Below are 20,859 nucleotides of genomic sequence, written 5' to 3'. Positions count from 1 at the left end.
GGGAGGCGCGGCCCCGGAACATATGGGAGCGCTCCCACAAACCGCGCACCTCCAGGAAACTGACACACCATCACCACGTCAAGACGTACGACACATACGACGCCACCGGCTCATCAGCTCACCGGCTCAGCCTCTTGAACCTCCTCACCGCCAACGGCAGGAACACCACCGTCAGGATCAGCGGCCACACCCCCGCCATCAGCAGCGCGTGCCGCTCCACCCACGAGTTCCCGGTCACCCCCGGCGCCCCGAACAGCTCGCGGGCGGCCGAGGCCGTGGACGAGATCGGATTCCAGAGGGCGACCTGGCCCAGCCAGTCGGGCATCAGCTGGGGCGACACATAGATGCTGGAGACCATCGTCACCGGGAAGACCACCGCGAACAGCCCGCCCGCCTGTTCGGGGCTCGGCACGACCAGGCCGAGCCAGATCCCCACCCAGATCAGCGCGAACCGCAGCCACAGCAGCAGCCCGAAGGCCTGCACGAAGCCGATTCCGCCGTCCGGCCGCCAGCCCATGCCGTACGCGGTCACCATCATGATGCCCAGCTCGGCGCAGGCCACGATCAGGTCCGTTCCCCCGCGCCCGGCGACCACCGCCGAAGGGGCCATCGGCATGGAGCGGAAGCGGTCGATGACGCCCTTGCTGGAGTCGTAGACGACGACCGTCGCCGTGGTGACGAACCCGAGGGCCATCGTCATCACGAACATCCCCGGCATCAGGAACTCCTTGTAGTCCCCGCCGCCCGGCACCTGGATCGCGTTGCCGAAGACATAGCCGTACAGCAGCACGGACAGGATCGGGAAGCCCAACTGCCAGAGGATGCTGATGGGTTGACGCTTGTAGTGGGTGAGGCCCCGGCGTACGACGTTCCAGCAGTCGGCGAGCGTCCAGTACAGCCGGCCATGGCTCCGGCCGCCGCGACGGGCCCCGCGCCGACCACCGCCCGTCCGGGGCGCCTCCACCGCGCTCACGCGGCCGTCTCCTCGGCGTCCGGCGTATCGTCCGTCTCTTCCGTCTCTTCCGTCTCTTCCGTACGGCGGCCGGTCAGGCGCAGGAACACGTCGTCGAGGCTCGGCCGGCGCAGCCCGATGTCCTCGACCGGGACCCTGAAGTCCTGGAGCGTGCGGGCCACATGGGTGAGCGCGGCCACCCGGTCGGTCACCGGCGCGTGGACGCGCAGGCCGTCCAGATCGACCTCCGGTTCGCTGTCCGCAACCTGGGCAACTGCCCGTACCACCCAGGGAATCCGGTCCCGCTGCCCGACGACGACCTCGATACGGTCGCCGCCGACGCGCCGCTTCAGCCCGTCGGGGGTGTCGTCGGCGATCGCGCGCCCCTGGTCGATGACGGTGACGCGGGAGGCGAGCCGGTCGGCCTCCTCCAGGTACTGCGTGGTGAGCAGCACCGTCGTACCGTCGGCCACCAACGCCCGTACGGCGTCCCAGACTTCGATCCGGCCGCGCGGGTCGAGCCCGGTGGTCGGCTCGTCGAGGAAGAGGACGGCGGGGGCGAGGATCATCGAGGCGGCGAGGTCGAGACGGCGCCGCATACCGCCGCTGTAGCCCTTGACGCCCTTGTCGGCGGCGGCCACCAGACCGAAGCGTTCCAGGAGTTCGGCGGCGCGCGACCGCGCCCGCTTCCCGCCGAGGTGGAAGAGCCGTCCGAACATCTCCAGGTTCTGCCGGCCGGTGAGGATCTCGTCCAGCGCCGCGTACTGCCCGGTGAGCCCGATCCGGGAGCGGACCTGGCGCGCCTGTGTGGCCACGTCGAGTCCGGCCACCGTCGCCTGTCCGCCGTCCAGCCGGAGCAGCGTGGCCAGGATGCGTACGGCGGTGGTCTTGCCGGCGCCGTTGGGGCCGAGCAGTCCGTGCACCGTGCCCTGGCGGACGAGCAGGTCGAACCCGTCGAGGGCGCGTTTCTCGCCGTACCGCTTCTCCAGGCCCTCCGCCCGCACCACCCAGTCGTCCATGACGCCCTCCCGGTCTTCCCGCGCCCACCCCTGCCGTCTTGAACTGAGTACACCGTACTCGTTTTCGCGTACGACGTACCCAGTTCGCGTGCGAACGATGCGCGCGGGGTCCTAAGCTCGGCGTATGACGAGCGGCAGCGGTGGTACGGAGACCAGCGGCAGTGGTGACATCGCGCGCACCCTCGAACTGCTGTGGGCGACCGGACCCCGTCCCAGCCGTGGCCCCAAGCCGGGTCTGACCCTCGACGGGATCGTCGAGGCGGCCGTGCGCATCGCGGACACCGAGGGCGTCCAGGCCCTGTCGATGCGCCGCGTCGCCACAGAACTCGGCACCGGCGCCATGTCGTTGTACCGGTACGTCCCCGGCAAGGCCGAGCTGCTCGACCTGATGCTGGACCGCGTCCAGCGCCCGGCCCCGGAGGAGCTGGGCGACGGCGACTGGCGCGCCACCCTGGAGGCGATGGCCCGCTCCACCCTCGCCCACTACCGCCGCCACCCCTGGCTGCTCCAGGTCAACCAGTCCCGCCCGGTCCTCGGGCCCAGCTCCCTCGACGGCATGGAGAGCGTGCTCGCGCGCATCAAACCGATGGGGCTGACCGACCCCGAGCTGGTCTCGGCGGTGGTGATGGTCGACGGGTACGTCGTCGGGGCGGCCCGCGCCCAGGTCCACCAGCAGGAGGCCGAGCGCCGTACGGGCCTGACGGACCAGGAGTTCTGGCGGGCCCAACTCCCGGTCCTGGAACGGGCCATGGCCTCCGGCCGCTACCCCGTCCTCGCCACCCTCTCCGAGGACACCTTCGCCCCCGGCTTCGACCACTTCGAGTTCGGTCTCCAGCGCATCCTGGACGGCCTGGAGGTCTGGGTCGAACGGCGCACACGAGGGTGACAAACCGGGCGGCCGGTGCATGGATGGAGGTATGAGCACTCCGACTCCGACAGGCCCGAGCCCCAGCCCCAGCCCCCGGCTCACCCCTTTCGTCAAGCAGTGGGCCGTCCTGCTCACCAGCCACAAGAAGGACGGCAGCGGCGTCGGCACCCCGGTCAATATCGCCGTCGAAGGCGACCACGCCTACTTCCGTACGCCCGGCAGCGCCTGGAAGACCAAGCGCCTGCGCAACAACCCGGAGGTGGAGATCGCCCCCTCCACCCTGCGCGGCGCCCCGACCGGCCCCGAGATCCCCGCCCGCGCCCGGCTGCTCGACCACGACAGCCCGGAGGACCGGCACGCGGCGAAGCTGCTGCGCCGCAAGTACCCGGTCACCCAGGGCGTCCTGGTCCCGCTCGCCCACAGGGTGATGGGGACACCGACGCTGCACTACGAGCTGCGGGTACGGGAGGGCGGAGAGGTACGGGAGGAGTGACGCGCCGAGGGCCCCCGGTGCCGGTGCCCGGGGGACCCTCACCTCATGGCTGTCCCGTCACGCCGACGCCAGCGCCTCCGTGGGCGGCAGCCGGGCCGCCCGGACCGCCGGGTAGAAGCCCGCGAGGCCGCCGATGACGAGCGTCGCGGCGATCCCGCCGGCCATCGCCCAGGCGGGTACGACGGCGGGCCAGCCCTGGTAGGAGGCGTAGCCGCCGGTGACACCGATGCCGAGCAGCAGCCCGCCCAGGCCGCCCAGCGCCGACAGCAGCAGCGACTCGCACAGGAACTGCGTACGGATCTGCCCCTTGGTCGCGCCCATCGAGCGGCGCAGCCCGATCTCGGAGCGGCGCTCCAGGACCGAGATGACCATGGTGTTGGCGACACCGACCCCGCCGACCAGCAGGGCGACCGCGCCCAGCCCGAGCAGCAGCCCGGCGAGGGTCTCGTCGGTGGCCTCCTTGGCGGCGATCGCGTCGGAGGGCCGGGAGACCTGGACGGCGGACGGGTCCTCGGGGTTGGCGGTGGCGCCCAGCACGGACTGGACGTCGGCGACGGAGCCCTGCACGGCCCTCGTGTACACGGTGGTCGCGTATCCGTCGAAGCCGAGCAGCTCCTCGGCGACGGGCCAGCCGACCAGGGCCGCCGAGTCCATGGTGGGCACCAACTCGTTGGACGCCAGGATCCCGACGACCGTGAACCAGCGTCCACCGAGCCAGACTTGGACCTCCGCGCCGGTGTCGTGCACACCGAGTTGCTGTGCGGCGGCCGAGCCCAGCACCACCGCCGGATAGCGGGCGTTGGCCGCGTTCAGCCACCGTCCCTCGGCGACCTCGGCCCCGACGGTCGCGGGCAGTCCCGTACGGGCCGCGTAGACGCCGATGCCGCCGCTGCGCTCGGTGGGCACATGGTCGTTGCGGTACACCTTGGCGTCGGTCAGCCCGACCGCCGAGACGGACTCGACGGGACCGATCCGGCCGACCATGTCCTCGGCGGCGTCCGGGAGATGGGCCTCGCCCCCGCCGAACGACTGCCCCGGTCCCACGGTCAGCAGATTGGTGCCGAGCGCGTCGAGCTTCCGGTTCAGCTCCTCCTGGCTGGACGTCGAGATCCCGACCACGCCGATCATCGCCGCGATGCCGATGGCGATGCCGAGCGCGGAGAGGAACACCCGCATGGGACGGGAGTGCAGCCCCGATCCGGCGACGCGGACGACGTCGACGGGGCGGAGGCGCGCGGGCCGGGGCGGGCGTACGGGAACGGGTGCGGGGACGAGGGTCACGGTCATGCCCGTACCCCCTCGCCCAGTCGGTCCGCGTCATGCTCGATGTGCCCGTCCCGCACCCGCACCTCACGCGGCAGGGAGGCCGCGATGTCCCGGTCGTGGGTGATGACGACGACCGTCGTGCCGGCCCGGTTCAGATCGCGCAGCAGTTGCATGACGACCGCGCCGGAGCGGGAGTCGAGGGCGCCGGTCGGTTCGTCGGCCAGGAGCAGCGGCGGATCGCCTGCGACCGCACGGGCGATGGCGACGCGCTGCTTCTCACCGCCGGAGAGCTGGTGCGGCTCGTGGTCGAGCCGATGCCTGAGGCCGACCCGGATCAGCGCCCGCCGGGCGAGCAGTCTGCGCTCGGCACGCGACCGGCCGCCGTACAGCAGCCCCTCGGCGACACAGTCCAACGCCGGTACGCCGGGCGCCAGATGGAACTGCTGGAACACGAACCCGATGGTCCGGGCGCGCAGCGCGGACAGCTCACGGTCGCTGAGCCGCGCCACCTCGTGACCGTCGATGCGCACGGTCCCGGAGGTCGGCCGGTCCAAAGTCCCCATGATGTTCAGGAGGGTTGACTTGCCGGAGCCCGACGGGCCCACGACGGCGAGGAGTTCACCCCGCTGGACCACCAGCCCGGCACCGCGCAGGGCGGCCACCTCGCCGTACGACTTGGACACGTCCGCCAACTCCACGATGGGGTGCGTCACTTGGGCACCCCGACCTTCAGGCCCTCCGTGACGCCGGCACCCGAGATCTCGACCATGCCACCGGCGAACAGCCCGGTGTCCACGGCGAGATACTCGCTCCCGGTGGCGGTGACCCGCTCCACCGCGTACCCGCCCTCGCGCAGCGCGACCAGTGCCTCGACCGGCACGGCGAGGACGTCCTTCCGGGTCTCCGCCTCGAAGTCGACGTCGACGGGGGCCGCCTGGTAACGCCCCAGCTTCTGCTGGTCGTCGACGGTGAGCGTGACCGGCAGGGTGGGTTCGGCGGCGGCCCCGGAGGACTGGCCGTCGCCCGTTCCGGCCGCTGCCGTGACGGCCGTGCCCACCTCACTGACCTCGGCCTCGACGGTACTGCCGTCGGGCAGTTTCACCGTCGCCTTCGTGCCGTCGCCGGACACCAAGTCCTCGTCCTTGACGTCGAGTTCGACGGTCACGGTCCGTACGGTGCCGGTCCAGGTGAGGACCGTACCGCCGGCCTGTCCGCCCAGGGTGCCCTGCACCTCGGCGACCCGCCGCGCGCCCGGCGCGACGACCGCGTCCCCGGCGCCGACCGTGCCGGTCTCCTCCCTCCCGAGGTCCTCCTGCCAGTCCCGTACGGCGTCGGCGGTGCCCTCCGTGTACGTGTCGTCCACGGTGAACCCGGTGTAGCCGAGCGCGGCGAGGTTCTTCTCCAGCACCTCGACGTCCCGGCCCTCGGCGTCGACGTCGAGGGTGCGGTAGAGCGGGGTGGCCCCGTACAGCAGGGGCACCTCCTGCTCGTTCAGCCGGTACACGGGCTGCCCGCGCTTCACGATGTCCCCGGCACTCGGCAGCCAGGTCAACACGCCCTGCCCGGCGGCCTGTACGGGGGTGGAGTCGCCGTAGCCGAGGGTGCCGTCCAGGGTGTCGCTGCGTGTGAGGTCGGTGCGCTGGACGGTCGCGGTCTTCGCTGGCCCGGAGGCCGCGCCCGACTCCGTACCCTCCGTGTCGCTCCCGCCGAAGGCACCGGTCGCGGCGGCCACGGCGACGGCGGTGACACCGAGGGAGGCGAGGAGCGCGAGGGCGACCCGGAGGGGCCGGCGCCGCACGCCCGTTCGAGCGGCGCCCACCTCACTCACCCCGTCGGGGGCCACAGTGACCGTGTCCTCGACGTCCTCGATCAGGTCGCTCACTGCGACTCCTCCCCGCCGCCGAAGTCGAGTTGGCCTCGGCAGGCCTCCAGAGCGGAGTCGAAGTCGGGGTCGCCCGTGGGCACCGACTCCGGGGTGAAGCCGTCCGGTCCGGGGTCGTCCATGTCGACGCCGTTGTCGCGCATGCACTGCGCGAACTCCTTCTGCTGCTCGGTGTCCGGCGCCTGCGTCGCCTGGTCCTGGAGGGACTGCGGCACCTTGTCCTGGCACGCCTGGAAGGCCTTCATGAGCGTGTCGCGGCCGGCGTCGGCGGTGGCGAGTGCCTGGAGGTTCAGCTCGCCGGTCACCGGATCGGGGTCTTCGACCTCCAGCCCCTCCCCACGCAGACAGTCCACGAACTCCTGCGCCTGCTCGACCTCGCTCTTCTCGGAGGCGGCAGCCGTCTCGCCACCGCCGCCCGCACTGCCACTCCCACTCTCGGCCACCGAAGCGATATCGGGCCCGTCGTCCCCGCCCCCGCCGCAGCCGGCCAGCAGCCCGGCCGCGAGCAGTACGGCGGCGGTCGCGGCCGGTATCCGGCGCGTCAACCTCCTGCGCATCCTCGCCTCTTCTCGTCGCGTCACGGGGTGTTCCATGACGAGAAGAAGGCTGGCGGCGCAGCGTCAGGGGACCCTGCGCCGAACCTCAAAGCGAGCTGGTAATCCGCGCCGGAACCGTCGCGCCCACCCGCTCCAACGGCAGCAGCACCCGGAACACCGCCCCCGCCGTCCCGCTCGCGGCAAGATCGACGCGCCCCCCGTGCGCCCCCGCGAGCGCCGCCACGATCGACAGCCCGAGCCCGCTCCCTGCGGTCTCCGCACTGCCCCGCGCCCGCGCCCCGTCCACCCGGTAGAGCCGCTCGAAGACGTACGGGGCATGCTCGGCCGGCACGCCGTCCCCGCTGTCGGCCACCTCGACGAGCCCGACGGGCACCCCAGGCGGCAACGGCTCCCCGGCGGCGGCCGCGACGGGCCCGAGGTCGACGGGCCGTACGACATCGACCCGAACACTGATCCGCGCGTCCGGAGACGTATGCCGGTCGGCGTTGGACAGCAGGTTCCCGAGCACCTGCCGCAGCCGCAGTGTGTCCCCGGGCACCACCACGGGCCGCATCGGCCCCACCAGCCGTACGTCCCGTCCGGGTGAGCGGGCGTGCAGATCCCGTACGACATCGGCGGCCAGCTCCAGCAGATCCACCGGCCGTCGCTCCAGCTCGCGCCGCTCGTCGAGCCGGGCGAGCAGCAGCAGGTCCTCGACCAGGACGCCCATCCGGGCCGCCTCGGCCTCGATCCGGCGCAGTGCGTCCGTACGGTCGCCGCCGCGCCGGCTGAGTTCGGCGAAGCCCCGGATGGAGGTGAGCGGGGTGCGCAGTTCGTGGGAGGCGTCGGCGAGGAAGCGGCGCAGGCGCCGTTCGGAGGCGGTGCGGGCTGCGATCTCGTGTTCCAGCCGGGCGAGCATGGCGTTCATGGCGCCGCCGAGCCGCCCGGGTTCGGTGTGCGGGTCGGTGCCCTCGACGCGGCGCCGGAAGTCCCCGGCGGCGATGGCGTCGGCAGTGGCCTCCATCCGGGTCAGGGGGCGCAGCCCGGCCCGTACGACGAGGGCGGCGACGCCCGCGAGTCCGGCGAGTACGACGACGGTCACCAACGCGTCGATGAGCAGCAGCCGTTCGGTGGTCTCCTCGACGTCGGCGAGCGAGACGGCGGTGACGACGAGCACGCCACCGCCACCGCCTGCGGCGTCAACTCCCGTCCCCTGTACGGCGACCCGCCAGTCGGCGCCGGACTCCCCCGGCACGGTGAACACGTCACCGGCACGGTCGGCGAGCGTGTCCCGGTCGGGCAGCCGGGGCCCGGGCCCTTGAGGATCGCTGGGGATGCCGACAACCCCACCCCCGCCGCCCGCCACCTCACCCCCGTACACGTACATCCGGAAGTCCCCGCCGAACCGCTCGGCGAGGAAGGCGACGATGGTCTCCTCGTCCTGGCCGCCCCGGCCGTTCTGCGCCAAGTCGAGCCGTTTGGCGACGAGTTGCTGGGCCAGCGCCGCGTCGATGGGGCCGCCGCCGGTCACGTCGAGGTTCTTGTCGACCCGGTCGATGAGGTAGTTCTCCAGCAGCACCAGCCCGACGGCGTTGGCGGCGACCAGCGCGAGCAGAGCCAGTCCGGTCGCGGCGAAGGCGAGCCGAGCACGCAGGGACCAGTGCCTCAGCTGACGCAACTGACGCAAGTGCCTCAACCGGAGCCCGGGCCGGGTCACTTGGGCGCCCGGAGCACGTACCCGACCCCGCGCAGGGTGTGGATGAGGGGCGCGGCCCCGGCGGAGTCGATCTTCTTGCGCAGGTAGTAGACGTAGCTCTCGACGATCCGGGTGTCGCCGCCGAAGTCGTACCCCCAGACCCGCTCCAGGATCTGGGTCTTGCTGACGACCCGCCCCGCGTTCTCCAGCAGATAGCGGAGCATGCGGAACTCGGTTGCCGACAGCTCCAGTTCGCGTCCGTCGCGCCGTACGGTGTGCGCGGCGGCGTCGAGTTCGACTCCGGCGCAGCGCAGTACGGGGTCGGGGGTGGGCTCGTCCCGCCGGGTGCGCCGGAGGATGGCCCGCACGCGCAGCACGACCTCTTCGAGGCTGAACGGTTTGGTGACGTAGTCGTCGCCGCCGACCGACAGCCCCTCGACGCGGTCCCGCACGGTGTCGCGGGCGGTGAGGAACAGTACGGGCACCTCCCGCCCGTCGTGCCGGAGCATGCGGGCGACCTCGTAACCGTCCATGTCGGGCAGCATCACGTCGAGGACGACGAGGTCGGGCGGCGCCGAGAGCACGGCGTTGAGCGCCTCGACCCCGCCGGCGGCGACGGTCACGTCGAAGCCGACGAGGCGGAAGGTCTCGGACAGCAGATCGCGGATGTTCTGCTCGTCGTCGACGACGAGGAGCCGGGGTGAACTGGTCACCCCCCCAGACCTACCGGGGCCACCTCAAAGGAACCTGAGAACTCCCTGTGGAAACCCTTGAACAACCTGTGGGCTACGCCGCAGGCTTCCGCCGAAGCCGCTTGAACCCGAAGTAGCCGAGGAAGAGCACGGCGACGGCGATGGCCCCGTTCTTGACGTTCCCGTCGGAGCCGCCACCCCCGTCCGAAGCCGAACTCCCGTTCCCCGAGGGCGATTCGGGGTTGCCGGAAGCATCGTACGAAGGCGCGTCCTCGGCCTCGACCCCGCTCTCGGCGCCCTCGCTGCCGTACATGATCTTCGACCCGTCACGGCTGTACGTGACCGACTCCCCCTGCCCCTGGAGGGGCACGTCGAGCTGCCCCTCCCGCTTGAGCTTTCCGCCGTTCCAGGCGTAGGAGACACCGCCGAAGTAGCCGCGTACGGCCAGCTGCTGCCCGTCGGGCGAGAAGGCGGCGTCGGTGGCCCACATGTCGACGGCGGCGACGGGCCGGAAGACGTTGGTGCCGGAGGAGGAGAGCTTGGCCGGGCCCGCGTACAGATGCCCGCCGTCCTCCTGCTTGTCGATGATGTAGACGCGCCCGGTCTTCGGATGCACGACGAGGGACTCGGCGTCGCGGGAGCCGTCCGAGTACTTCACGACGTACTGCGTGGCACGGATCGTCTGATCCTTGAGGACCTTGGGCTCGGTGAGCTGATAAACCCAGACGTAGTCCCAGGTCACACCGTCGTTGTCACCGATGTCGCCGACATAGATCTGGTTGTTCGGACCGATGGAGATGGCCTCGATGTCACGCGGGGTGCCGACGCCGGTCATGGTGATCGTGGCGACGGTCTGCCCGGTCGAGCTGTCGACCGCGTACAGATAGGCGCCGTCGTCACTGTCGTTGTGGGTCCAGTAGATGCCGGGGTGCAGCCGGGAGGCGGCCAGACCGCTGGACTCGGTGATCCGCGGGTCCTTGATGGTGAAGTCCTTGTCACCATCGGCAGCGGAGGCGGGCGCGGCGAGCGCCCCGACGAGTAGGCCCCCGGCGAGGAGGGCGAGCGATCGGCGCATGCCCTCAAGCGTGCCATCCCGGCGTTCGATTCGAGGCCCATGACGCCTGCCCACGCCCGCCCACCCCTTCCCGCGCCCGCTCACTGACACCCAACTGACCACAAGCTGACGCAGACCTGACACCGGGTGGCCGGGCTCACACACCGCACCCGCCCCATACGCCTCCCCCGATCCCGCATCATGAGCGGATGCTCAGGTTGATGCCCGTAGGCGACTCCATGACCATCGGCAGCGCCGGCGAACACACCTGGCGCTACCGGCTGTGGCAGCACCTGCGGGAGACGTACGGCGGCCCGTTCCGGATCGTCGGCCCGCGCGAGACGCTGTACGACAAGGCGACGAACGCCTCCGACTCGTACGAGTACGCCGACCCGGAGTTCCCCCGCGCCCATCTGGCCGGCTGGGGTGAGGGCTGGCACCACATGACCCCGCTGATCGCGGACGCGGTACGCGCCCACAAGCCGGACGTCCTCCTGGTCTCCCTGGGCCTGATCGACCTGGGCTTCTACACGGACGCGGAACAGACGGCGGAGAAGGCGCGCCTCTTCGTGGCCGAGGCACGACGGTCCAACCCGCGCATCGCCATCGCCCTGCTCCCGGTGATCCCGAACGTCCGCGCGGAGACCGACCCGCCCTTCGCCGCCCAGGTCGTCCGCTTCAACGAACTCCTGGCGAAGACGGCGGCCGACCTGGACGAACCCCGCTCCCCCCTGCTCCTGACGTCGCCCCCACCCTCGTACGACATCCACCAGGACACGTACGACGGCACACATCCCAACGCGAGCGGCGAGCACAAGATCGCGGGGGCGTTCGCGGACTCGCTGTACGAGGCGTGGGATCTCGGGGAGCGGTACGGGGCCGGAGAGAACTGACCGGATCGGCCGGGGGGGCTAGTCCGTGTGACCGGGCGGGGGCAGTTGGGTGCCGCCCTGGCAGCCGTCGTAGGACGCGTTCGGGCAGAAGGCGTCGAAGCCCATTCCGTATCGGGCGAAGGCTTCCCAGGCCGCGAGCCGGACCGCCTCGTACTCGTCGCTCGTCAGACGTCCGCCCTCCATCCCCTTGAAGGCCCGCAGGATCGCGTCGCGCGCGCCGAGGAACGACGGGTTCTTCGGGGTGAGTTTCAGACCGTCGACGACCGCCTGCCAGGTCAGCCGGTAGCCCCGTTCCTTGCTGTCCAGCGCGGCGGTGACCTTGCGGGTCAGCTCCATGAGCGCCGCGCACCAGATCTCGCCGACGTCGTGCTCCTCCCGGTAGCTGAGGTCGGCGTTGCCGGCACCCTCGACCTGGCCTCGCCTCTTGCCGATGTCCCCGAAGGTGCCCGGATAGTCCTCGTCGTAGGGCCGCTGGCGGATGCCGCCCGGTTTGGCGACCACCCAGTCGCCGACGACGGCATGCTCCTTCTCGCGTCCGAAGTTGATGATCGTCAGGGCGAAGTAGTCGCTCCAGCCCTCGCCCATGGAGATCGACTGGTCCTCCGAGAGGCCGTTCGCGTCGAACAGCCCGCCGACGAGACGGTTCGTCACGCCGTGGACGTACTCGTGGATGACAACGTCGAAGGCGTTGGCCGTGTGCCGGCCGGTCCCCGTGACCAGCCCCATGTTCATCACGGCCGCGAGTCCGTCGGCCCTGGTGGCCATGTTGGCCGTGCCCGGCACCGCGCCCGGGTGCGCACGGGCGAGGACCGCGTCGGCTCCCTTCCCATGGCCCGGTCTGTTCACGGACTGGAAGTTCCCGTTCTTCTCCGTGAAGCCGAGCATCATGAAGAAGTCGTGCGCGTAGTTGCAGAAGTAGAAGATGTTGGTGACGAGCTGCTCGGGCGTGTCCGCGTCGGCGTTGAACACCGCGTCGCCCGCAGCGTCGACCGGGACCTTGAACGGCTGCAGGTTCCTGCCGTTCACGGCGCGCACGTTGTTGCCGTCGGTGGACAGCGTTCCGTTGTCGGCCACCGTCCACTCCAGGGGGAACCCGTCGGGCAGGTCAGTCTGCACCTCGGGCGTCACCTGGACCGGATAGGCGTCCAGCGACAGCGGGAAGGCGACGACCTCGCCGAAGGGGGTGTCGACCGGGTTCTCCCGGATGACCAGTCCGCCCACGACGTGGCTGTTCGTGTCGTAGAAGTAGAGGAGTTCGGGCGCGTCCTTGTCCGCGGTCCGTTCGTCGGCCTCGACGAAGGCGTGGTACTGGACGGTGAAGTTCGGCCGGGTGAACGCGAAGAACCAGGTGAGACGGATGTCACCGCCCATGTAGAGGTACACGAGCCGGGCCGGGATCGCCTCCTCGAAGGCTCCCCCGGCGAAGGTCATCGGCTGGTCGGCCTGCGACTGCACCGACAGGCGCCCGAGACCGTAGGAGATGTCGAGGCGCGGGAGTTCGCTGTCCCCGAAGGGCCCCTGGAGGGTCACCGGCTCGGCGGCCTTCTCGGCGGCCACCCGCAGGGCCACCTCGGCCGGAACCGCGGGCTTCGCCGAGACACCCGTCGGCACGCTCACCGTGTCGCCGACGACCCGGTCGACCGTACCGTCCGGGTGCAGCCACACCTTCGGCTGCATCCCCCACACCTCGATACCGTTGTGCTTCTGCTGGAGGCTGACGACGCGCATGCCGTCGCTCGTCCTGGTCACCGTCGGATCGGCCTCGAACTCGACGGGCTCACCGGCCGCGAATCCGATCGCCTCCGAGACCGAGGCGACGTACTCCTTCGCCTTGGCGAGATACCCGGCGTCGCGGGTGTCCTCCGTGGGCTGCCCGCCGGCCTCGATGCTCGCGATGTCGGCGTCGGTGAAGCCCGGGGCACCGTCCACCCGCAGTTCGGTCAGATGCCCGGTGAAGCGGTTCACCTTGCCGGGCTCGGCGGTGAGGGTGTGGTCGACCTCGGCCGCCACCCGGTCGGTCTCGTCGAGGAAGGAGGCGGCGCCGGCGCTGCTGGCGAGGTGGTCGTAGCCGGTGTCCCTTCTGTCGATCGTCCTGGTCATGGCTACCGCTCCTTGCCTTCGAGGACAGGAATGGGGACGGGGAGGTGGGGATGAGGGAAGTGGGGACGGGGGTGAGGGGTCGGGGATGAGGGGTCGGGTTCACAAACCTGCGAGCGTCAGGGCCGCCGTGGTCACCCCGCGCGCGATCGAGGCCGCGTAGTCCGTGTTGTGGTCCCGGTCGTCGAGGGTGTCGCCCGGCTTGTGGTACTGCTGGGTGCCGGTGGCGGGCGCGGTGTCGTCGAAGAAGTTCTCGCACACGGCGACGGCGGCCCAGCCGCGTTCGTGGAAGCTCGCGTGGTCGCTGCGGCCGGCGGCCGGGTCGTCGGCCCCCGTGAGCCGTTGCGTCGTGAGGCCGGGCTCGACCTCCCCCATGGCCGTCGCGACGAGGTCGCCGAGCGTTTCCGAAGCGCCCACCGCGGGGCCGGGAACAGCGGAACCCGCGTGGATCTCGACCGGCCGCGCACCGTGCGCCCCGCCGCCCCGGCCGCCCCCGTCGCGCTGGAAGCCCGCGATCATGTCCATCTGGAGGACGCCCGCGATGCTGTCCCCGGCCGCTGCCGCCGCACGTGCGTAGACCTTGCTGCCGACGAGCCCCTGCTCCTCGGCGTTGAAGAGCACGAAGCGCACCGTCCGGGTCGGCTTCCTGTCGCTCTTGACGATCGCGCTCAGGCATTCCGCCGCCGCCATGACCGCTGCCACCCCGCTCCCGTCGTCGTCGGCACCCGGCGCCGGGTCGATGGCCGGGTCGTACGGGCGCCAGTGACCGTTCTCGTCGACGTACTCGCCCTGGTCGGCGGTCGAATCGAGGTGTGCCGTGACGAGTACGGCGCCGTCCGAGCCCTCGACGGTGAACTCGGCCTCGACATTGGTGAGCCGGTGGCCCCGCCAGGTGAACCGGTGGAGCCTGACCGCGAGGCCGAGGTCGTGGAGCCGGCGTGCGAGTACGTCGGCCACGACCGGGTTGTCGTCGCTCGCCGCGTCACGGCTGCGGACCTTCCACGGCCCGTCGTCGACCAGCGGGGCGGCGCCCGAGACACGGGCGACATGGGCGCGGATGACATCCGGGGTGACGGCCGCGCGTACCGAGGCGACCGTCGCGGCGGAGGGCGCGCCGGCGAGTCCGGCGGCCGACGCGAGTCCCCGGGCCCGCTGGACGAGCCCCTCGGCATCCGGCTCGCCCGGGCGGGACAGCAGCGCCGGGTCGGGCAGCAGCCGCTCGGTGTGGCCGGGCTTCGCGCCCTCGATGTGCACCTGCTCGACGGGGACACCGGCCGCGGCGGCGACGTAGACACCGCCCGGGGCAGGCCCGAGCGACACGACCGTCCGCTCGTCCCGCCGGCTCAGCCCCGGCTCTCCGGCCCGCCCCGTCCCGGCGAGTTCGCTCGCCACGAAGTCGAACGCGGCCGAGGCCCGCAGGTCCGCCTCGACCCGCGCCCGCCCTTCGGCCGAGGTGTCCGCGAGGGGCGCCGCGGGCACGACGGGGCGGTCGTCCCGTATAAGGAAGGCCGCCGTCTCCTCCACCTGGTCCTGGAGGCGGACCGAGAAGCCGCCCTGTTCGAGCGCCTCCACGCCTCGCACGGTCGTCATGGCGAGGACGAGCCCGCCGTCGGCGACATGCACCGGAACGACCTCGGCACTGCCCGCCACCGCCTCCAGGTCGGCCAGGCTCCGTCCCTCCGGCAGCTCGATCCTCGCCCAGAAGACGGGCCGCCCCTCGACGGCCGCACGCGCGAAGACCGGATGGGCCGCCGCGCGCAGACCGGCCTCGCGGGCGACCGCACGCTCGTCGGCGTCCTCACCCACGAAGACACAGTCGTCGGCCGCGACACCCGCGCCCGCCACCGCGTCGTCGAAGATCCCGCGCGCGGTCTTCGGACCCCAGTGGATGAGGCCGTCGTCGGTGAAGCGGCCCGCGAAGGCCTCGTCGAGCGCGGCCTTCGCACGGGCCCGGGCGGCGGCTCCCTCACCCGGATTCGACACGATTCCCCTGCGCACCCCCGCGAGCGCGTCGAGCACCTCGAAGACACGAGGCCGCGGCCGCAGAGTCAATGAACCGTCAACTTCGAAGGCGGCGTCGGCGAGTGTCGCGCCGATGTCGAAGAACACCACGGGCGTCTCTGCGGGCATCTCTGCGCCTCCGTTCCGCACCTCCGTGAAGTGGACGGCCGCAGCGGGCCCGGCGCATGGGCGATACCTCCAGTCTCCGCGCCCCGGTACGTGATCGCATTCCGGAGCAGAAGCTCTGCGAACCCCCCGAAGGGCCGCTCCGGTGCGCCGAGTTCGGCCCGACCGCGCACGTGCTGATGCGGCATCAGCACCGGGAGCCGACACCGGACGACGAGCGGAGACCGGGCAGGCGGAGGAGAATGGAAGGCGATGCGCGAAGGGCGACGATCCGGGCCCGGCGCCCGGGCCCTCTCGTGCCCCATCAGCTCTTTCTCTCTCCCTCCTTCTCAGTGACTCATGTTCTCCGTCGCACGAATCGTCGGCCGACTGCTGACAACGGTGCTGGTGAGCACCGCGGTCGCACTGGGCCCGACCGCGCTCTCGGGGCCGGGCGCGATGGCAGCGCCGGGCGCGTACATCGAGATCAAGGAGACGCATGGACCGCCGGGGACAGTCATCGGCGTTCGGGGCGGGGGTTTCGACGACTGCTATCTGGGAGGTGTCGAGGACTCGGAGGGAGAAATCACCGACTGGGAGCCAGGCACGGTCAAACTCTCCATGGGCGCCGCGGCTCCCGCCACCCACGTATCCGTCAACGACCCGGAGAGCACCGACGAGGCGGGCACCTTCGAGTCCAGCCTCACGGTCTCGGACGACGCCGAGCCGGGCGACTATCAGGTGACAGCCGAATGCGTCGCCGGCCCGTACAGCAAAGCCGAGAAGACCTTCACCGTTGACACCAAGGAGGAGGCCGCCCTCGCCCTCGATCCCACCGAAGGCCGCCCGGATACGGACGTCACCGCAACCGGTTCCGCATTCAACTGCTCAAGTGTGGATGTGACATGGGACGACGGCGAACAGCTCGTCTCCGCCGTCTCGGTGTCCGAAACGGGAACGTTCACCACGTCGTTCAAGGTTCCGACGGACGCGCCCGAAGACACGCACACCGTGCGGGCCGTCTGCACGGACTACGAGAAGTACGGCGATGACGACGCCGACTTCACGGTGCTCCCCGCCCCGACGAACGAGACCACGAGCGGCAACCAGGCCAACGGCGAAACCACCACAGGCACCAACGGTGAAACCAGCACGGGCACCACCGGCGAGACCAGCACAGGCACGAGCGGCGAAGCCAACGGCGAAACTTCCACAGGCACGAGCGGCGAAACCAGCACAGGCACCAACGGTCAGGTCGGCGGCACCAGCGACGGCGGTACGGTCGGCGGGACCGGCTCCGTGGACAGCTCGACCCCCGTCGGACTGGTCGTCGGGCCCGCCCTCGGCGGCGTACTGCTGCTGGCCGCCGCCGGACTCGCCCTGGTGCGCCACCGTCAACGCGGCCCGCGCTGGGTCCACGACCACGTCAGCACCGTACTGCGCCGCGGCACCGCGAGGTCCGACGTGCGTGAGCCGTACGACACCGGTCCGCCGACCCGCACCGTACGGCTCGAACCGCACCTCGACCCCGGCGACCAGAGCGTCGACGGCACCGACAGAGGCTGAGGCGACGCCATGACCACGACCCACGCACTGCAACCCCTGACCGTACGGGCCTTCCTGCTCGACTCGGAGGAGCGGCAGGACTCCGCCGACGCGCTCGTCGACCCGGTCCGCTCCCACGGGCTGGCCCGCACCCTCCTCAGCGGAGTGCCCTCCCTGACACCGGCGGCCGACCAGGCGGTGGAGCGCGAGCTGGCGACCGTCATCGACAGCTTCCTCGGCCTGGACCTGCTCGACCTGGCGTCCGGCGGCTGGCGCAAGCACGCGGAGCTGACGGCCGCCGCACGGCGCACCCGTGCCGTGCCGGGCAGCGAGGAGGTCGTCGCGCTGGCGACGCACAGCATCACCTCCAGCCACCGTCCGTTCGTGGACGTGTTCGTGGACGGCACCAGGATCGGCACACTGGAGGTCGAACTCACGCTGCTCTACCAGGTCGCGGGGCTTGTCGCCGTCGTCCGGGACGCCTGTCTGGCCCGCGTACGGAGCGGGGAGTGCACGATCGACGGCACGCTCACCGTGCAGCGGATCGTGCTGGCCGAAAGGCAGGGCCGGCTGGACCTTCCCGGCACGATGCGACTGCGCGAGCCGATCCCCCTGCTCCGCAACGAGCCACCGCCACCGCCTCCACCGCCACCCTCTCCACCCTCTCCACCCAGGCCGACCCCACGGTGACCCACGTCACATCCATCCATGTCACGTCCGGGTGAGCCGTTCCGTCGTTCATGTGTAACGCCCGACAGAGGCAGCACAAAGACGGAGGAGCCCACCATGGAAGCCCGCTTGAACCTCTTCGCCAACCCGGTCGTGACCAAGGCCACGAAGCACCTCGTCGCGGCGGGCAAGGCGGCCACGGACTCGGCCCTGCCGCTCGCGACGCAGGAGCTGGTACGGCTCCGCGCCAGCCAGATCAACGGCTGCGGTTTCTGCACCGACATGCACACCAAGGACGCCGCCGCGGCCGGCGAGACCGCGCAGCGCCTCCACCTGGTCGCGGCCTGGCGTGAGGCCACGGTCTTCACCGACGCCGAGCGCGCCGCCCTGGAAGTGACCGAGCAGGGCACCCGTATCGCGGACGCGGCCGGCGGGGTCACGGACGAGGCCTGGGCGAACGCCGCCAAGTACTACGACGAGGAGCAGCTCGCCGCCTTGGTCCTCACCATCACGCTCATCAACGCCTTCAACCGGATGAACGTCATCGTCCAGCAGCCGGCCGGCGACTACCAGCCCGGTATGTTCGCCCAGCTCTGAGCCCAACTCCGGCCAGGACGAACGCGATCGGGCGACGCCAGCCACACTGGCGTCGCCCGACCACCGTCAGAACATGGTGTTGTCGTTGGCCGAGGTGGCCGGAACGTCCTGGAGCACGTCCCAGTGCTCGACGATCTTCCCGCCCCGCACCCGGAACAAGTCGACGACGGCCTGCCCGCGCTCGCCCGGCGCACTCACGTAGTGACTGTGAACCGCAACCAGATCCCCTTCCGCCACAACTCGCTTACGGGAGACGGCCAGCTCCGGGAACGCCCGGAAGTACGCCCCGAGCCCCTCCCGCACACCGGCGACACCGTCAGCGATGCCGGGATTGTGCTGGTGATACTCGGACCCCCAATACACGTTCAGCGCGGACAGGTCCTTGTCGACGATGAGCCGGTCGAACGCCTTGGTCACGAGCCGCTTGTTGTGGTCGGTGAGCCACCGCGGCCCCGGCTGCCCGCTCCGCGGCCAACTGACCGTCGAGAACATGTCGTTGCCGTTGGCGCTGCTGTCCGGCACGTTCTGCCCGGTGTCCCAGTGCTCGGCGATCCTCCCGCCCTGGAACCGGAAGATGTCGAAGACGGCCGAGCCCCGACTCCCCGGCGTCAGCACGACGTTGGAGTGCACGAGGACCAGGTCGCCCTCGGAGATGACCCGCTTGACGTCGTACTTCGCCTCGGGGAACTGCTGGTGCACCCCGGTGGCCAGGTTCTTCAACGGCCCGGAGCCGTCGGCCGCAAGGGGGTTGTGCTGGATGTAGTCGGCCCGCACGAACCGGTCCACGACAGCGGTGTCCCCGCGCTCGAACACGCCCTTGAGGACCCGTACGACGACCCCCTTCTGGTAGTCGAGCCGGGCACCGTCACCGACGGACGGCGAGGCGGCGGCGGGCACGGCGGCGACACCCAGCAGCGCGGACGCGGCGAGCGCGGAGAGGAAGGTACGGCGTGCAGGCATACGCGAAGTCCTTAGAATCTTGAAACTTAAAGCGAGTAACGCTGCACATACGTAAGCACTAACCACAAGTTAGCGTCAAGGCCCGCCCGGGCCGTCCAGCCGACCCTTGCTTAGAGCGCACTCCACGACGTTGGCTGAGGAGTCATGAAGTACACGCAGCTCGGACGCACAGGACTCAAGGTCAGCAGGCTCGTGCTCGGGACCATGAACTTCGGCCCCCAGACCGACGAAGCCGACAGCCACGCGATCATGGACGCGGCCCTGGACACGGGGATCAACTTCTTCGACACCGCCAACGTCTATGGCTGGGGCGAGAACAAGGGCCGTACGGAAGAGATCATCGGCAACTGGTTCGCCAAGGGCGACGACCGCCGCGACAAGGTGGTCCTCGCCACCAAGGTGTACGGCAACATGGCCGCCGACGGCGACGCGTGGCCCAACCACGACAAGCTCTCCGCGCTCAACATCCGCCGCGCGGTGGACGCTTCGCTGAAGCGCCTCCAGACCGACTACATCGACGTCTACCAGTTCCACCACATCGACCGCGCGACTCCCTTCGAGGAGATCTGGCAGGCGATCGACGTGCTCGTGCAGCAGGGGAAGATCCTCTACGCCGGTTCGAGCAACTTCCCGGGGTACAAGATCGCCCAGGCGAATGAAATCGCGGCCCGCCGCTCCGGGACCATCGGCCTCGTCAGCGAGCAGTGCCTATACAACCTCGCCGAGCGCCGCGCCGAGATGGAGGTCATCCCGGCCGCGCAGGAGTACGGGCTCGGGGTCATCCCCTGGTCGCCGCTGCACGGCGGACTGCTCGGCGGGGTCATCAAGAAGGAGGTCCAGGGCGGCCGACGCGCGAGTGGCCGCGCCGCGGACACCCTCGCCGACCCGACCTCACGCGCCCAGATCCAGGCGTACGAGGACCTGCTCGACAAGCACGGCATCGAACCCGGCGAGGCGGCTCTGGCCTGGCTGCTCACCCGCCCCGGAGTGACCGGCCCGATCGTCGGCCCGCGCACGGCCGAGCAGCTGGAGTCGGCGGTACGGGCGTCCGAGCTGGAACTGAGCGACGAACTCCTGACCGCGCTGGACGAGATCTTCCCGGGCCCGGGCCCGTCACCGGAGGCGTTCGCCTGGTAGGAAGCCGCAGCAGGTGGGCGGCGGTCGCGAGGCGAGCCAGGCTCCGGGCTAGGCCATCACTTCCCGACCGCCGCCGCCACGGCAACCACCACGAACATCAGCACGAGCGCACCGGCCATCACCCGGTTCCGGATTTTCGGATTCACACACCCGAGCCTAACGGGCCACCTCTCGCCCCTGCCCGCCCGCCCCAGGCACCCACCCAGCCCGCCCGGCGTTTGAGGACGAGCACGCCACCACCCTCCAGCCCGCCCGGCGTTTAACGACGAGGCCGTTCAGCACGACCTTCCCACCCACCCGACCGCCACCACCCTCCAGCCCGCCCGGCGTTTAACGACGAGGCCGTTCAGCACGACCTTCCCACCCACCCGACCGCCACCACCCTCCAGCCCGCCCG

19 protein-coding genes are annotated in these 20,859 nt (G+C 70.9%); 7 read left to right on the top strand and 12 right to left on the bottom strand.

Going from position 1 to position 20,859, the window contains the following annotated elements; translation table 11 throughout:
* Positions 1-118: 118 nt before the first annotated feature.
* Together ACWCRB_RS34070 and ACWCRB_RS34065 are read right to left on the bottom strand one after the other, a co-directional pair.
* Positions 119-964 (bottom strand): ABC transporter permease, encoded by an 846-nt coding sequence (locus tag ACWCRB_RS34070; RefSeq protein WP_450999755.1) that lies wholly within the window; start codon positions 962-964, stop codon positions 119-121.
* 5 nt (positions 965-969) lie between these two features.
* A complete protein-coding gene (locus tag ACWCRB_RS34065) occupies positions 970-1,971 on the bottom strand; it encodes an ATP-binding cassette domain-containing protein (protein ID WP_450999747.1) in 1,002 nt (333 codons plus the stop codon).
* Between the two features lie 124 nt (positions 1,972-2,095).
* Here ACWCRB_RS34065 and ACWCRB_RS34060 point away from each other — a divergent pair, with 124 nt between their 5' ends.
* A complete protein-coding gene (locus ACWCRB_RS34060) occupies positions 2,096-2,857 on the top strand; it encodes a TetR/AcrR family transcriptional regulator (RefSeq protein WP_450999746.1) in 762 nt (253 codons plus the stop codon).
* A gap of 31 nt (positions 2,858-2,888) precedes the next feature.
* On the top strand, positions 2,889-3,332 hold the full coding sequence (locus ACWCRB_RS34055; RefSeq protein ID WP_450999745.1) for a PPOX class F420-dependent oxidoreductase: 444 nt from the start codon (positions 2,889-2,891) through the stop codon (positions 3,330-3,332).
* 57 nt (positions 3,333-3,389) lie between these two features.
* Here the strand turns inward: ACWCRB_RS34055 and ACWCRB_RS34050 are convergent, their stop codons facing one another.
* From ACWCRB_RS34050 to ACWCRB_RS34020, 7 genes are all read right to left on the bottom strand, one after another.
* Positions 3,390-4,619, bottom strand: coding sequence for an ABC transporter permease (locus ACWCRB_RS34050; RefSeq protein ID WP_450999744.1), 1,230 nt, complete (start codon positions 4,617-4,619; stop codon positions 3,390-3,392).
* Positions 4,616-5,311, bottom strand: a complete 696-nt coding sequence (locus ACWCRB_RS34045) for an ABC transporter ATP-binding protein (RefSeq protein ID WP_450999743.1) — start codon at positions 5,309-5,311, stop codon at positions 4,616-4,618. Before ACWCRB_RS34045 ends, ACWCRB_RS34050 begins: the two co-directional genes overlap by 4 nt.
* Positions 5,308-6,480, bottom strand: a complete 1,173-nt coding sequence (locus tag ACWCRB_RS34040; protein ID WP_450999742.1) for a peptidoglycan-binding protein — start codon at positions 6,478-6,480, stop codon at positions 5,308-5,310. The genes ACWCRB_RS34045 and ACWCRB_RS34040 overlap by 4 nt, the downstream gene beginning before the upstream one ends.
* A complete protein-coding gene (locus tag ACWCRB_RS34035; protein WP_450999741.1) occupies positions 6,477-7,061 on the bottom strand; it encodes a hypothetical protein in 585 nt (194 codons plus the stop codon). The genes ACWCRB_RS34040 and ACWCRB_RS34035 overlap by 4 nt, the downstream gene beginning before the upstream one ends.
* 61 nt (positions 7,062-7,122) lie before the next feature.
* Positions 7,123-8,703, bottom strand: coding sequence for a sensor histidine kinase (locus tag ACWCRB_RS34030; protein WP_450999740.1), 1,581 nt, complete (start codon positions 8,701-8,703; stop codon positions 7,123-7,125).
* 26 nt (positions 8,704-8,729) lie between these two features.
* Positions 8,730-9,425 carry a response regulator transcription factor gene (locus ACWCRB_RS34025; protein ID WP_369036452.1) on the bottom strand — a complete coding sequence of 232 codons (696 nt, stop codon included), beginning with the start codon at positions 9,423-9,425 and terminating at the stop codon, positions 8,730-8,732.
* Between the two features lie 73 nt (positions 9,426-9,498).
* Positions 9,499-10,479: a WD40 repeat domain-containing protein gene (locus ACWCRB_RS34020; RefSeq protein WP_450999739.1), complete on the bottom strand. Its 981-nt coding sequence runs from the start codon at positions 10,477-10,479 to the stop codon at positions 9,499-9,501.
* A 188-nt stretch (positions 10,480-10,667) separates the two neighbouring features.
* On the opposite strand from ACWCRB_RS34020, the gene ACWCRB_RS34015 reads away from it, so the two are divergent.
* The gene (locus ACWCRB_RS34015) at positions 10,668-11,351 is read left to right on the top strand and encodes a GDSL-type esterase/lipase family protein (protein ID WP_450999738.1); all 684 of its coding nucleotides are present in this window, start codon (positions 10,668-10,670) and stop codon (positions 11,349-11,351) included.
* A gap of 18 nt (positions 11,352-11,369) precedes the next feature.
* Here ACWCRB_RS34015 and ACWCRB_RS34010 read toward each other — a convergent pair whose 3' ends face one another.
* The gene (locus tag ACWCRB_RS34010; RefSeq protein ID WP_450999737.1) at positions 11,370-13,451 is read right to left on the bottom strand and encodes a M36 family metallopeptidase; all 2,082 of its coding nucleotides are present in this window, start codon (positions 13,449-13,451) and stop codon (positions 11,370-11,372) included.
* Between the two features lie 99 nt (positions 13,452-13,550).
* Positions 13,551-15,578, bottom strand: coding sequence for a M28 family metallopeptidase (locus ACWCRB_RS34005; RefSeq protein WP_450999736.1), 2,028 nt, complete (start codon positions 15,576-15,578; stop codon positions 13,551-13,553).
* 336 nt (positions 15,579-15,914) lie between these two features.
* Here ACWCRB_RS34005 and ACWCRB_RS34000 point away from each other — a divergent pair, with 336 nt between their 5' ends.
* The 3 genes from ACWCRB_RS34000 (at position 15,915) to ACWCRB_RS33990 (ending at position 18,365) form a co-directional block, all read left to right on the top strand.
* Positions 15,915-17,120: a hypothetical protein gene (locus tag ACWCRB_RS34000; RefSeq protein ID WP_450999735.1), complete on the top strand. Its 1,206-nt coding sequence runs from the start codon at positions 15,915-15,917 to the stop codon at positions 17,118-17,120.
* A gap of 9 nt (positions 17,121-17,129) precedes the next feature.
* Positions 17,130-17,789, top strand: a complete 660-nt coding sequence (locus tag ACWCRB_RS33995) for a hypothetical protein (protein WP_450999734.1) — start codon at positions 17,130-17,132, stop codon at positions 17,787-17,789.
* Positions 17,790-17,885: 96 nt separating this feature from the next.
* Positions 17,886-18,365: a carboxymuconolactone decarboxylase family protein gene (locus ACWCRB_RS33990; protein ID WP_369036445.1), complete on the top strand. Its 480-nt coding sequence runs from the start codon at positions 17,886-17,888 to the stop codon at positions 18,363-18,365.
* 66 nt (positions 18,366-18,431) lie between these two features.
* On the opposite strand, the gene ACWCRB_RS33985 is transcribed toward ACWCRB_RS33990, so the two are convergent.
* A complete protein-coding gene (locus ACWCRB_RS33985) occupies positions 18,432-19,325 on the bottom strand; it encodes a nuclear transport factor 2 family protein (RefSeq protein WP_450999733.1) in 894 nt (297 codons plus the stop codon).
* A gap of 144 nt (positions 19,326-19,469) precedes the next feature.
* Between ACWCRB_RS33985 and ACWCRB_RS33980 the strand changes: the two genes are divergently transcribed.
* Positions 19,470-20,462, top strand: a complete 993-nt coding sequence (locus ACWCRB_RS33980; protein ID WP_450999732.1) for an aldo/keto reductase — start codon at positions 19,470-19,472, stop codon at positions 20,460-20,462.
* Positions 20,463-20,859 lie beyond the last annotated feature (397 nt).

This window comes from Streptomyces sp. NPDC002156 (assembly GCF_053593675.1).
The sequence above is the reverse complement of the archived record's forward strand: the minus strand, read 5'-3'. Positions and strand labels throughout refer to the sequence as shown.

Bases quoted from the DNA above. Each gene is read 5' to 3' on its own strand.
- ACWCRB_RS34050 (WP_450999744.1), bottom strand. From the start codon at position 4,619: ATGACCGTGACCCTCGTCCCCGCACCCGTTCCCGTACGCCCGCCCCGG.
- ACWCRB_RS33980 (WP_450999732.1), top strand. From the start codon at position 19,470: ATGAAGTACACGCAGCTCGGACGCACAGGACTCAAGGTCAGCAGGCTC.
- ACWCRB_RS34055 (WP_450999745.1), top strand. From the start codon at position 2,889: ATGAGCACTCCGACTCCGACAGGCCCGAGCCCCAGCCCCAGCCCCCGG.
- ACWCRB_RS33995 (WP_450999734.1), top strand. From the start codon at position 17,130: ATGACCACGACCCACGCACTGCAACCCCTGACCGTACGGGCCTTCCTG.
- ACWCRB_RS34000 (WP_450999735.1), top strand. From the start codon at position 15,915: ATGTTCTCCGTCGCACGAATCGTCGGCCGACTGCTGACAACGGTGCTG.
- ACWCRB_RS34060 (WP_450999746.1), top strand. From the start codon at position 2,096: ATGACGAGCGGCAGCGGTGGTACGGAGACCAGCGGCAGTGGTGACATC.
- ACWCRB_RS34020 (WP_450999739.1), bottom strand. From the start codon at position 10,479: ATGCGCCGATCGCTCGCCCTCCTCGCCGGGGGCCTACTCGTCGGGGCG.
- ACWCRB_RS33990 (WP_369036445.1), top strand. From the start codon at position 17,886: ATGGAAGCCCGCTTGAACCTCTTCGCCAACCCGGTCGTGACCAAGGCC.
- ACWCRB_RS34010 (WP_450999737.1), bottom strand. From the start codon at position 13,451: ATGACCAGGACGATCGACAGAAGGGACACCGGCTACGACCACCTCGCC.
- ACWCRB_RS34065 (WP_450999747.1), bottom strand. From the start codon at position 1,971: ATGGACGACTGGGTGGTGCGGGCGGAGGGCCTGGAGAAGCGGTACGGC.
- ACWCRB_RS34005 (WP_450999736.1), bottom strand. From the start codon at position 15,578: ATGCCCGCAGAGACGCCCGTGGTGTTCTTCGACATCGGCGCGACACTC.
- ACWCRB_RS34015 (WP_450999738.1), top strand. From the start codon at position 10,668: ATGCTCAGGTTGATGCCCGTAGGCGACTCCATGACCATCGGCAGCGCC.
- ACWCRB_RS33985 (WP_450999733.1), bottom strand. From the start codon at position 19,325: ATGCCTGCACGCCGTACCTTCCTCTCCGCGCTCGCCGCGTCCGCGCTG.